Source organism: Allobosea sp. P2_B12, assembly GCF_056404835.1.
This window is the reverse complement of record NZ_JBFUDG010000001.1, coordinates 342,284-354,933: the sequence shown is the minus strand read 5'-3', so window position 1 is coordinate 354,933 and position 12,650 is coordinate 342,284. Positions and strand designations below refer to the sequence as shown.

The 12,650-nt window shown below is 65.2% G+C and carries 9 protein-coding genes and 1 pseudogene; 7 read left to right on the top strand and 3 right to left on the bottom strand.

Features of this window, described 5'->3' with window-relative positions; all coding sequences use genetic code 11:
- The first annotated feature begins 11 nt into the window (after nucleotides 1-11).
- A complete protein-coding gene (locus tag AC1DYU_RS01740) occupies nucleotides 12-1,043 on the top strand; it encodes a helix-turn-helix domain-containing protein (protein WP_158483051.1) in 1,032 nt (343 codons plus the stop codon).
- 453 nt (nucleotides 1,044-1,496) lie between these two features.
- Here AC1DYU_RS01740 and AC1DYU_RS01735 read toward each other — a convergent pair whose 3' ends face one another.
- Nucleotides 1,497-2,192, bottom strand: coding sequence for a FadR/GntR family transcriptional regulator (locus AC1DYU_RS01735; protein WP_158483053.1), 696 nt, complete (start codon nucleotides 2,190-2,192; stop codon nucleotides 1,497-1,499).
- A gap of 212 nt (nucleotides 2,193-2,404) precedes the next feature.
- Here AC1DYU_RS01735 and AC1DYU_RS01730 point away from each other — a divergent pair, with 212 nt between their 5' ends.
- The 6 genes and pseudogenes from AC1DYU_RS01730 to AC1DYU_RS01705 all read left to right on the top strand — a co-directional run.
- Complete coding sequence (locus AC1DYU_RS01730) at nucleotides 2,405-3,964, top strand: sugar ABC transporter ATP-binding protein (RefSeq protein WP_476790144.1); 1,560 nt, start codon at nucleotides 2,405-2,407, stop codon at nucleotides 3,962-3,964.
- A gap of 7 nt (nucleotides 3,965-3,971) precedes the next feature.
- Nucleotides 3,972-4,997, top strand: a complete 1,026-nt coding sequence (locus AC1DYU_RS01725) for an ABC transporter permease (protein ID WP_476790143.1) — start codon at nucleotides 3,972-3,974, stop codon at nucleotides 4,995-4,997.
- A gap of 94 nt (nucleotides 4,998-5,091) precedes the next feature.
- Nucleotides 5,092-6,033, top strand: a complete 942-nt coding sequence (locus tag AC1DYU_RS01720) for a substrate-binding domain-containing protein (protein WP_476790142.1) — start codon at nucleotides 5,092-5,094, stop codon at nucleotides 6,031-6,033.
- A gap of 108 nt (nucleotides 6,034-6,141) precedes the next feature.
- The gene (locus AC1DYU_RS01715; RefSeq protein WP_476790141.1) at nucleotides 6,142-7,152 is read left to right on the top strand and encodes a zinc-binding alcohol dehydrogenase family protein; all 1,011 of its coding nucleotides are present in this window, start codon (nucleotides 6,142-6,144) and stop codon (nucleotides 7,150-7,152) included.
- A gap of 521 nt (nucleotides 7,153-7,673) precedes the next feature.
- Complete coding sequence (locus tag AC1DYU_RS01710; RefSeq protein WP_476790140.1) at nucleotides 7,674-7,907, top strand: helix-turn-helix transcriptional regulator; 234 nt, start codon at nucleotides 7,674-7,676, stop codon at nucleotides 7,905-7,907.
- A gap of 216 nt (nucleotides 7,908-8,123) precedes the next feature.
- Nucleotides 8,124-8,300, top strand: a pseudogene (locus tag AC1DYU_RS01705) (JAB domain-containing protein); the annotation flags it as partial.
- A gap of 8 nt (nucleotides 8,301-8,308) precedes the next feature.
- Here AC1DYU_RS01705 and AC1DYU_RS01700 read toward each other — a convergent pair.
- On the bottom strand, nucleotides 8,309-9,643 hold the full coding sequence (locus AC1DYU_RS01700) for a beta-propeller fold lactonase family protein (RefSeq protein ID WP_476790139.1): 1,335 nt from the start codon (nucleotides 9,641-9,643) through the stop codon (nucleotides 8,309-8,311).
- 69 nt (nucleotides 9,644-9,712) lie between these two features.
- Complete coding sequence (locus AC1DYU_RS01695) at nucleotides 9,713-12,646, bottom strand: FAD-binding and (Fe-S)-binding domain-containing protein (RefSeq protein WP_476790138.1); 2,934 nt, start codon at nucleotides 12,644-12,646, stop codon at nucleotides 9,713-9,715.
- Nucleotides 12,647-12,650 lie beyond the last annotated feature (4 nt).

Below are 12,650 nucleotides of genomic sequence, written 5' to 3'. Positions count from 1 at the left end.
CGCCCGCAGAGATGGACCAGAGCCCGACAGCGTCTACTCGCGGGCGTCGCCGCAACGGCAGCGCTGTGCCACGGGCCGAGGGTCGGCACGGTCAGGGGTTTCTCGTCGTCGATGCCGGGCGGCAATATCAGGTACTGCGCGGCCTGGCCTCCCCGGTCAGGTTGCGCATCCTGAAGCTGCTCAACCGGCACGGCCCCAAGAACATCAACCAGATCGCCGAGGCGCTAGGGCTACCGCAGTCGACGATCGCGACCAATGTCCAGGTTCTCGAAGAGGCCGAGCTGATCTCGACATCGCTTGGCAAGGCCACCAAGGGCCAGCAGAAGGTCTGCACGGCGCGCTATTCCGAAATCGTCGTCAATCTCGACCCCGACGACCCGAGCCGCGAGAACAACATCGTCGAGGTCGAAATGCCGCTCGGGCTCTATACGAGTTCGAACGTCTCGGCGCCCTGCGGGTTCTGCTCGACCGAGCGTATTCTCGGCGTGCTCGACGTACCAGAACTGTTCCTCGATCCGCGCCGGGTGCAAGCGGCGCTGATCTGGTTCGGCCGCGGCTATGTCGAATACAAGTTCCCGAACAACGCTAAGGTGCTGAACCGGACGATCGCGGCGCTGGAATTCGAGATGGAAATGTCGTCGGAGGTGCCGGGCACGAATGCCGACTGGCCCTCCGATATCAGCCTCTGGGTCAACGAGCGCAAGGTCGGCACCTGGACCTGCCCCGGCGACTATGGAGACCGCCGCGGGACCTACACGCCGCCCTGGTGGAAGCTCGAAGGCTCCCAATACGGCATCCTGACGACCTGGCGCATCACAGCCGAAGGTACCTTCCTCGGCGAGCGCAAGCTCAGCGATATCGCCACGACGGATATCGACCTCGATCGCCACCATTCGATCCGGCTGCGTATCGGCATCGATGACAAGGAGGGCCGGCCGGGAGGGGTCAATATTTTCGGCCGCGGCTTCGGCAACCACAACCAGGACATCAAGATGCGGCTGCACCTGCACGCCATGAACGCGCTGCCTCACGTCGCCCCGTGACGGCCCGCCGGGGACGAGTTTAAATCGACGGCAAGGGTATGCAGCATGTTCGCGGCGCGCCCTATCATCCCCGGATGCAGGGCGCAACAAGCCGTCGCACCATCGCTCGATGACAGGAGAAGGTCGTGACTATCCCGCTTACCTCACCCTGGCAGAAGCCGTCGAACGCTACCGTGGCCAGATCAGCGAAGGCATCCTTCGCAACTGGCGATCGATGAGGATCGGCCCGTCATTCCTTAAGGGGCTGCGTCGAGGAGCAAGGCGACCCGCACGACATGTTCACGAGGCCGCAATCGGACCGTTTCAGACCGTTTCTGTCGGGAAATCGGAGCGCGGCTTGACCGCCGGTCGGGTATCCCGCCTCCAGCCAGCCTCCCTGCCCCGCCGTGCCGATCCTCGACAATTCGGCAGCATGGCTAGGTCGAGCGCGACCGGCCCCGGGGCTCGCACCGATCAGCGCGGGTCGCTTTCCAGCCAGCGGCGCTTCGATTGCTCCAGATGCGCGTGCATCATCGCCTGCGCCAGCAGCGCATCGCGCATTTCGAGAGCCCCCAGAATCGCCTCGTGCTCGGCGACCGCGAGACGCCAGGTCTCGCGCGTCTCGAAGCGGTTGCGGAACTGCGAGGAGATCGGGCTGTGCCGCTCATCGAACAGATCGCCGACGATGCGGGACAGCACATGGTTGCCGGTCTGTTCGGCGATGGTTATGTGGAACTGGCGGTCGCGATCGGTCGGCGTGCGTCCCTCCTCGATCTCGGCGCGCATGCTCTCCAGCGTCCCGCGCAGCGAAACCAGCACCTCCGGCGTGATCTGCGGCGCCGCCAGCAGCGTGACCGCTCCCTCCACCACGGCCCGCGCCTGCATCAGCTCGACCGGGCTCTCGCCGATCGCGGCCAGGCGGGATGAGCGCGTCTTCGCCGCCGACACGACATAAATCCCCGAGCCCATCCGGATCTCGACCGCGCCTTCGATCTCCAACGCGATCAGCGCCTCCCGTAAGGAAGGGCGCGAGACGCCCAGCTGCAGCGCGAGCTCCCGCTCGGCCGGCAAGCGATCGCCGCAGGCAAAGGCGCCGCTCTGGACCAGGGCCCGGATCTGCTCGGCAACCTGCTGATAGAGCCGGCGCTCGGCCGGGCGAACGGACGTCATTCCACACCTCTGATATTGGCCTTACCAGATTAGCCAAAACGATGCCACGAATGTCTTAAATGTCGAAAATCTGCCGGTTAAGGCACATCGTTCGATTCTTACCGCATTTTTCTCTAATAATTGGCTTTACCAATTTTCCGTCGGTGCTATCGTCGGCCGCCAGAATAAACCCGCAGGGAGGGCTGCCGTCGCAAGCGATGGCAGAGAAAAGCATGCAGGACGGCCAGATTGCCGATGCGCGTGCGCTCGGCTCGCATCAGCTGCTGGCAAGCGAACCCCTGCTGGTCCTGGCTGGCATCTCCAAGGAATTTCCCGGCGTGAAGGCGCTCAGCGGCGTCAGCTTCGATCTGCGCCGCGGCGAGGTGCACGCGGTCTGCGGCGAGAACGGCGCCGGCAAGTCGACACTGATGAAGATCATCAGCGGCATCTATGCCGCCAATGACGGCCGGATGACTTACAAGGGCCTCGAACGCCGCTTTTCCTCACCACTCGAGGCGGAAGCCGCGGGGATCGCGATCATCCACCAGGAACTCAACCTGGTGCCGCATCTGTCGGTGGCGGAAAACATCTATCTCGCCCGCGAGCCGCGCCGCGGCTTCCTCGTCGACCGCAAGAAGCTCAAGGCCGATGCGAAGCGCTGCCTCGACCGCCTTGGCGTCGCGATCGATCCCGACCGCCTGGTGCGCGGGCTCTCCGTGGCCCAGTGCCAGATGGTCGAGATCGCCAAGGCATTGTCGCTCGAGGCCGAAGTGCTGATCATGGACGAGCCGACCTCCTCGCTCACCGAGCAGGAGACGCAGCTCCTGTTCGCGGTGATCCGCGATTTGAAGGCCGCCGGCGTCGGCATCGTCTACATCTCGCATCGCCTCGACGAGATGGCCGAGATCGTCGATCGCGTCACGATTCTGCGCGACGGCCGCCATGTCTCGACCGGTGATTTCGCCGCCACCAGCATTGACGAGATCGTGGCACGCATGGTCGGCCGCTCGCTCGACGAGAAATTCCCCGAGCGGACCTCGCGGCCGAGCGACGAAGTGATCCTCTCGGTCAGAGGGCTCGCCCGGAAGGGCGTGTTCTCGGATGTGAGCTTCGACTTGCGCCGCGGGGAAATCCTCGGCTTCGCCGGGCTGATGGGAGCCGGCCGCACGGAGGTCGCGCGCGCCATCTTCGGGGCCGAGACGCCGGACACCGGTCAGATCATCCTGGAGGGCCGCGAGCTTGCGATCAGTTCGCCGCGTGACGCCATCGCGGCCGGCATCGCCTACCTTTCCGAGGACCGTAAGGGGCAAGGCCTGGCGCTCAAAATGCCGGTCGACGCCAATCTGACGCTCGCCAATATGGAGGCGGTGTCGAACCGGTTCGGCCTCATCGACTTTGCGAGACAGGACGAGGTCGCCCGGCGCTATGTCGACCTGCTCAACGTCAGGACGCCGTCTATCAGGCAGCCGGTCCGGCTGCTGTCCGGTGGCAACCAGCAAAAAATCATCATCGGCAAATGGCTTTTCCGTGAATCGCGGCTGCTGTTCTTCGACGAGCCGACGCGCGGCATCGATGTGGGCGCCAAGTTCGCGATCTACCGGATCATGGACGAACTCGCCGCCCAGGGCATCGGGGTGATCCTGATCAGCTCGGAGCTGCCCGAAATCCTCGGCATGACCGATCGCGTCGCCGTGTTCCACCAGGGTCGGATCACGGGCGTGCTCGAAACCGCCGGCACCGACCAGGAAGAAATCATGCGCTACGCGTCCGGCTACGGACGGACAGGCAGTTGAGGTGAGCATGAGCGTGACGACGATCCCCGGCGGGAAGAGCGGCCGGCTGAGCGACCGGCAGAAGGACGTCATCCAGAAATTCGCGGCGCTTGGCAGCCTCTTCGCACTCGTCGCCATCTTCTCGCTGACGAGCAACGCGTTCTTCACCGTCGGCAACGGCATGACGGTCGCACTGCAGGTAACCTCGATCGCGCTGCTGGGCATCGGCGCCACCTGCGTCATCATCACCGGCGGCATCGACCTCTCGGTCGGCTCGGTGCTAGCGCTGGCCGGTGTGGTGGCGGCGCTCTGCGTCAAGGAACTCGGCCTGCCAGTCTGGGGCGGCATGCTGATCGGCATCCTGACCGGATCGGCCTGCGGCCTCGTCAACGGCATTCTCGTCACCAGGATGAGGCTGCCGCCTTTCATCGCGACCTTGGGGATGATGCTGATCGCGCGCGGTGTCGCGCTGCAGATCACCGGCGCGCGCGCGATCTCGGGGCTCGGCGAATCCTTCGGCGTCCTCGGCAACGGCGCGCTCTTTCGCGTGGTGAGGATCGGCGAGGACGGCTTTCCGACCGTGGTCTTCCCGGGCATCCCCTACCCGGTGATCCTGATGATCGCGATCGCGCTCGCCGTCTCCTTCATGCTGAACCGCTCGGTCCTCGGCCGGCATATCTATGCGGTCGGCTCGAATGTCGATGCCGCCCGGCTCTCGGGCGTCGACGTCGCCCGCACCATCAACTTCACCTATGTCCTGTCCGGCACGCTCGCGGGGCTCACCGGCTGCGTGTTGATGTCGCGCCTGGTCACCGCCCAGCCCAATGAGGGCGTGATGTACGAGCTCGACGCGATCGCCAGCGCGGTCATCGGTGGCACATCGCTGATCGGCGGCGTCGGCAGCATCTCCGGCACAGCCATCGGCGCCTTCGTCATCGGCATCCTGCGCAACGGCCTCAACATGAACGGCGTCTCCGCCTTCACCCAGCAGATTATCATCGGCCTGGTCATCCTGCTCACCGTCTGGATCGACCAGCTGCGCAATCGCCGATGAAGACGGGCGCGGACCCTTTTCCGCGAAGACGGGAAGCTAGAGCTTCCGCGACGGGCGACCGGAAACCCGGCGCCGCATCTGGAGGAAACGAGCGATGAACAAGCTTGCAGCTGCACTACTGGCTTCGGCGATGGCGCTCTCCGCGGTCCCTGCCAGGGCCGGCGAGATCGCCGTGATCGTCAAGACCGTCAATTCCACCTTCTGGCAGAACGTCCAGAAAGGCGCCGATGCGGCGATGAAGGACGTCGGCGCCGGCAACACCATGACCTTCCAGGGCCCGGCCGCCGAATCCGCCATCGCCGACCAGGTGAACATGGTCGAGAACGCCGTCAATCGCGGCGTCTCCGCCATCGTCCTGGCCCCGTCCGACCCGGACGCGCTCGTCCCGGCGGTCAAGAAGGCCTGGGAGGCTCGCATTCCGGTCGTGATCATCGACTCCCTGCTCGGCAAGGGCGCCGAGCAGTATTACCAGTCCTTCCTCTCCACCGATAACCGCAAGGCCGGCGAGCTCGCCGCCAGGGCACTGATCGACAAGGTCGGCAGCGACGGCAAGATCGCGGTCATGTCCTATGTCGCTGGCGCCGGCTCGGAGATCGGCCGCGTCGGCGGCTTCACCGACTACATCAAGGCTCATTCCAAGCTGCAGATCGTCGGCCCGTTTTATTCGCAGTCGCAGATGGCGACGGCGCTCAACCAGACCACCGACGTCCTGGCCGCCAATGCTGACCTCAAGGGCATCTTCGGCGCCAACGAGCCGACGGCGATCGGCATGGGCCGCGCCATCAAGCAGGCCGGCAAGTCGGGCAAGGTCGTCGCCGTCGGCTTCGACGGTAATCAGGACCTGCAGGAATTCGTCAAGGACGGCACGCTGACGGCGATCGCCGTGCAGGGCTCGTTCCAGATGGGCGAGCTCGGCGTGAAGACGGTCTCGAAGCTCCTCAAGAAGGACAAGGTCGACAAGCTCGTCGACACCGGCGTCGTCCTGGTCACGAAGGACAATATCGACAAGCCCGAAGCCAAGAACGTGCTCTACTGACCCGGCCAGCATCCTCCGGGCGTGGGCGAGTCCCACGTCCGTCCCGGGCGGATCACCGCAGCCTGCAGGCCGCCCACACCTGCATTCTCCCTCCTGACCAGGCCCACCATGCTGACCATCATCTGCGACAAGCCCGGCACGCTCTCCGCCATCGAACGTGACAGGCCGGTCCGCGGCGAGAACGAGGTGCTGCTGCGCCTGCGCCGCATCGGCATCTGCGGCACCGACCTGCACATCTTCACCGGTGACCAGCCCTTTCTCTCCTATCCGCGCGTGATGGGGCACGAGCTCGCCGCCACGGTCGAGGAGGCGCCGGCGGGCAGCCGCCTGAAGCCCGGCGATCTCGTCTCCGTCATCCCCTACATCTCCTGCGGGAGCTGCAACGCCTGCCGCAAGGGCAAGACCAATTGCTGCCGCAGGATCGGCGTGCTCGGCGTGCACCGTGACGGCGGTATGGCCGAATATCTGACCGTTCCGGAGGCGTTCGTGCTGAAGGCCGAAGGGCTGAGCGTCGACCAGGCGGCCATGGTCGAATTCCTCGCGATCGGCGCCCATGCCGTGGCGCGGGCCGGCACCGGAACGGGCGACCGGGTGCTGATCGCCGGCGCCGGCCCGATCGGGCTCGCGGTCGCGATCTTCGCTCAGATTGAAGGAGCAGAGGTGACTCTGATCGACGGCCGCGCCGACCGACTCGCTTTCGCTCGCGCGCATCTCGGCATCGAGTCCACCGTCCCGCTCGGCGAGGGCGACGTCGACGCGCTTTCGGCTCTCACCGATGGCGACTTCTTCGACACCGTCTTCGACGCCACCGGCAATCCCAGGGCCATCGAGCGCGGCTTCGGCTTCGTCGGCCATGGCGGCAATTACGTGCTGGTCTCGATCGTGGCGGGCGAGATCAGCTTCTCCGATCCCGAATTCCACAAGCGCGAGACCACGCTGCTGGGCAGCCGCAACGCCACGATCGCGGATTTCGAACGCGTGATGACGGCATTGCGCGCCGGCAAGGTGCCCGACGCCCTGATCACCCATCGTATGCGGCTATCCGAGGTGCCCCAGGCATTCGCGGGCCTGACCGATCCCGCCGCCGGCGTCATCAAAGCGCTCGTCGAGGTTGCCTGAACGCGCAGCTCTATGTTTACCGCGCTTGTCTCTCTCACAATATGTCGTCGCCGAGGGCCACAAGGAAGGCCTGATCGGCTGCGAGCCCAACATCAATGCCCGCTAGAACACCTGGAACATGACAAAACTCGAATGTTCAGGGCTAGCTTCACGGCCCCATTCGGAGAGCTGAGAAGTCCCCTTCCCTCCTTGGCAGTTGCGACGGCTCTCCGCCTCCCTAGGTGCGACAGCTCGCTGGGCCTCTTGCCGACGCGCGCCCCTTTCCTTTGGGCGGATTGCGCAAGAGCGGCTCTCTCCCGGCTGGGATCCGCCAGGATTGGCTGCTGCTCCGCGTGCGGTGAACCCGGCCATGGCTCGCAACGAGAATTCGGCGAGGCGTCGAGCTGCGCGGCCTGCCCTGCCCTCCTGCGCATCTTGCGGGAGGCATCCCGCGTGGGTTCGCTATGCTACTCGGCGCTCTCCCAAGGCGCATCCAATCGTGCAACAGGCTGCTGCACCATGGCTCGGCCTCAGGAGATATCGTGTCGACCCGTGCGTACCTTACGCTCGAGGACGTTGTTGCCCGCTACCGTGGCCAGGTCAGCGAAGGCACGCTGCGGAACCGGAGAACGATGCGCATCGGTCCGTCCTTCATCAAGATCGGCAAGGCGGTTCTCTATCCCGTCAGCGAGCTCGATCGTTGGGACAAATCCAATCTCGTGGTTTGCAGACCCTCCCGGTCGTTGCCGTTGGAGGAGCACGCTCCGGCAGGGTGAGCTCGATCACTATGGCTGGCTGTTCAAGCCATCGGGGATGCGGCATGACGAAATTCGCGTTGCGAATCCGTGACCATGCAGAACTATGAAGTATCGCGAAAGTTTGACTATGATCGAAAGGCATTCATCCCGAGCAATCATGCAATACATACACCAATTAACGACCCCAGTCGATCTCGATATTTAAGCAAAATATTGAAAAACCACAAGAAATAAACTATGAGCATACTGATCCACAATAACCTCTCCGACGACCCCACACCGTCGGAAGCCAATGTGGAGATGACGCGCTAACTCGTTGATATCGCAAAGCCTCTGGGCATCGCGATCCATGATCACGTCATCGTCGGCCGCAACGGTCATGCCAGCTTCAAGGGCCTCGGCCTGATCTGACGGTCCGGCTACGGAGCCTGGAATGATCCGATCATGTAGCTCTCATTGCCGATCTCGGTCACCCGGCCTTTGACCTCGTAGCTGGCGAGATCGACGATCCAGACCACGCTCGAATTCGACTTGCCTTTTGGCGCGCCGGTGATCGCGGCGTATTTGCCGTCGGGCGTGATCGCGATGCCGCGTGGGCGTGAGGGCTCGCCGCCCGGCGTCTTCAGCTCGACCCGCCTGATCGTCGCGGGCTGGCCGGCGATGGCCTTCTCGACATCGATGATGTCGATGTTGTTCGAGCGGAAATGCGTCGAGAGGATACGCTTGCCGTCGGGCAGGAAGGCCGCCACGAACGGGCGCGTCGGGATCGACTTGTCATCCGTGCCGACCAGGATGCGGGCGATCTCGGCCCTGGCCGGGTCGGACAGCGCCTTTTCGACGTCGATGATCGAGACTGTGTTGCCGGGCGTGTCGGTCTGAGCATTTTCGCGCGAGGCATGCGCGACCAGCTTGCCGTCGGGACTGGTCGAGATGCCGAACCCGCCCACCTGCACCGGAATGCGCGCGATCTCAGCGCCGGCCGCGCCGGCAATCGCCTTCTGCAGGCTGATCACCGAAATGTCGTCGGTGCCGCCATTGGCGCCGAAGATGGTGCCGCCGCCGAGCGGGCTGATCGTGACGCCGTTGGTGTCGGGGAAGCAGCCGAATTTCGGGTCCGGCGCCCGGTGCGGCACCGGATCGGGCGGGCATGGGAAGCCGGGCTTGCCATAGGCCTGCTCGATCCTCTGGATCACCTTGTTCGTCGCGAGATCGACGATGCTGATATGGCGGCCGCCATCCTCGTCGCCCTCGCGCTCGGCATGGGCCAGCGCCGCGTGCTTGCCATCGGGCGTGATGGCAAAGCCGGTCGGCCCGAAGCCACCGGTCTCGATATAACCCTCGACCGCGGCGAGCGTGTTGTTGCTGGCAGGATCGAGCGCCTTCTTCAGGTCGATCACGGTCACGGTACCGGCATGGCCATGCTGGAAGGCCGCGGCGGCTTCCGGCCTGGTGCGGCCGGAATGGTTGATCGCATAGGCCCGCTTCTGGTCGGGCGCGATGGCGATGGTAATCGGCTGGCCGCTCGATATGACCGTCTTGCCGTCGACCTCGATGTCGGGCGTGACGCGGAGCCGGTTCACCACGGCCTTGGCAGTGCCGTCATTGGCCGGGTCGAGCGCCTTTTCGAGGTCGATCACCAGGACGACATTGTCCCAGCGACCGCTTGCGAGGAAATAGTCCTTCGCCATCGCGCCTTGTACCCCTCCGGAAAAGCCGAGCGCCGTCACGCCCGTCAAAAACAGCGTCCGTAGCATGGTCAGTCCTCCCTGGTTCGCCCGTTTGCCGGGCCGTCTCGTTCGGATGCGGGCGCTCGTTGGCTCCGGTCAGCTCTCCAGCGCCGTGTCCTTCAGCGCCATGTCGAGCACGCGCGCGACGTGCAGCGCCTCGCGGGCCGCACCGTCATGGATCTGGTGACGGCAGCTCGTGCCGTCGGCCACGATGAGATCGCCTGTCCCCGCCTGGCGCACGGCCGGCAGCAGCGACAGCTCCGCCATCGCGAACGACACGTCGATCGTCGCCGCGCCATAGCCGAACGCGCCCGACATGCCGCAGCAGCTCGACTCGATGGGCCGGACATCGAGGCCCGGAATGGCGCGCAGGGTCGCCTCGACCGCGCCCATCGCCGCGAAGGCCTTCTGGTGGCAATGGCCGTGCAGATGCGCGATGCGCCCGCCTTGGTCCCGCATCGGCAAGCTGATCGTGCCCGCCTTGAGATCGGCCGCCAGCAACTCCTCGAGCAGGAAGGCCGCCTTCGCGGTCGGCTCGACCTCGTGCTTCGGCAGGATGGCGCCGAACTCGTCGCGGAAGGTCAGCAGGCAGGAGGGTTCGAGCCCGACGATTCGCGCGCCCCTGGCAACGAAGGGAGCCAGCGCACCGAGCGTCCGTCTGGCTTCCACGCGGGCCTCATCGACGAGCCCGGCCGAAAGGAAAGTGCGCCCGCAGCACAATGGTCGCCCACCATCCTTGGACTCGACCTTGTGGACGCGGTATCCGCCCGCCGCGAGCACCCGCTCAGTGGCTTCCAGATTCTCGCGCTCGAAATAGCGGTTGAAGGTGTCGCCGAAGAGCACGATGTCACGCCCGTCACCCTGCACATCAGCCGACACCGCCACCTTGCCGTTTTGCGACCAGGGCTTGCGCCAGAGCGGCAGGCTCCGGCGGGCGCTGAAGCCGAGCCAGTTTTCGCTCAGCCGCGCCAGCAGCGGGATGCGGTCGCGCAGGTTCATCAGCGGGGCGAGTTTGGATGCCCAGGGCGCATAGCGCGGCAACCAGGCGATCAACCGCTCCTTCAGCGGCAAGCCGTGCCTGCCATGGTAATGGCTCAGGAACTCGATCTTCATCCGGGCCATGTCGACGCCAGTCGGGCAGTCGCGCTTGCAGCCCTTGCAGGAGACACAGAGATCGAGTGTCTGCTTCATCTCCGGCGAGGTGAACGCGTCCGGCCCCAGTTGCCCGGAAATGGCGAGCCGCAGCGTATTGGCCCGGCCGCGCGTGACATGGGTCTCGTCCTTGGTGGCGCGATAGGACGGGCACATCGTGCCCCCGGACATCTTCCGGCAGGTGCCATTGTTGTTACACATCTCGACAGCACCGCCGAGGCCGCCCCAATCGGACCAGTCGAGGGCGGCCTTCGCCGGGATCGGCGTGGCGTAGCCGGGCGGAAAGCGCATCAGGGAACGGTCGTCCATGCGCAGCGGCCGGACGATCTTGCCCGGATTCAGCCGGTTGTCGGGATCGAAGCCATCCTTGACCGCTTCGAAGGCGCGCGTCAGCGGACCGCCGAACATCGGCTCGACGAATTCCGAGCGTGAGATGCCGTCGCCATGCTCGCCGGAATAGGAGCCCTTGAAGCGGCGCACCAGTTCGCAGGCCTCCTCGGCGATGCCGCGCATCGCCTTGACCCCGGCCTCGTCCTTCATGTTGAGGATCGGACGGACATGCAGGCAGCCGACCGAGGCATGGGCATACCAGGTGCCGCGGGTGCCATGGCGCGCAAACAGCCCGGTGATCGCGTCGGTATAATCGGCGAGATGGTCGAGCGGGACGGCGCAATCCTCGATGAAGGAGACCGGCTTCCCGTCACCCTTCATCGACATCATGATGTTGAGGCAGGCCTCGCGCACATCCCAGACCGGCTTCTGGCGCGCTGGCTCGACCACCTCGACGACGGCGTCGGGAAAGCCGTGATCGGCCATGCACTGGTCGAGGCGTCTGAGGTCGCGTTTCAACTCGCCCAGGTCGTCGCCGGCGAACTCGACCAGCAGCAGGCAGTTGGGCTGTCCCCGGGTGATGTCGGCGAGCGTGCGCACGAAGAGCGGAATATCGGCGCCGAGCACCAGCACATTGTTGTCGACCAGTTCGACCGCGACCGGGCCGAGCGCCACGATATGCCGGGTCGTCTCCATCGCCGCGCGAAAGCTCGGGAAATGACAGACGCCCATGACGCGATGCGTCGGCAGGGGTGAGAGCTTGAGCGTGGCCTCGGTGGTGATGGCGAGCGTGCCTTCCGAGCCGACCAGCAGATGCGAGAGGTTCGGGTTGGCCGGCAGCAACTCATCGAGATTGTAGCCGCCGACGCGGCGCTGCACTTTCGGGAAGATCGCCTCGATCTCGGCGCGATGACCATCCGCCAGCGCGAGCATCCGCGTCATCAGATCGCGCGCTCGCACAGAGCTGTTGTCGCCGATCGCGGCCTCGCCGAGCGCGAAGGCCTCGCCGTCATGGAACATCGCCTTCATGGCGATGACGTTGTCGACGGTCTTGCCGTAACGCAGCGAGCGCGCGCCTGACGAGTTGTTGCCGGTCATGCCGCCGATGGTGCAGCGGCTCGCCGTCGAGGGCTCGACCGGGAAGAACAGCCCGTCCTTCCTGAGATGCGCATTGAGCTGTTCGAGCACGAGGCCCGGTGCGACCGAGATCGTCTTCGCCGCCGGATCGTAGTCGCGGATCGCATTGAAATGCCGGCTCATGTCGAGGATCAGCGCAGCGCCGATCGGCTGGCCGTTCTGCGAGGTGCCGCCGCCGCGCGCGATCACCGGCACGCCATGCTCGGCGGCGATCTGGAGGCTGGCCGCGATGTCGGCCTCGTGTTTCGGGAAGACCACGCCCTGCGGGACGATCTGGTAGATCGAGGCATCGGTGGCATAGCGCCCGCGCGTGAAGGCGTCGAAGCGCACCTCGCCCTCCAGCGCCTGTTCGAGACGGCGTTCCAGCCCGAGATTGCGGGCATGGGATTTTGAAAGCGAAGCCTGGTTCATCGCT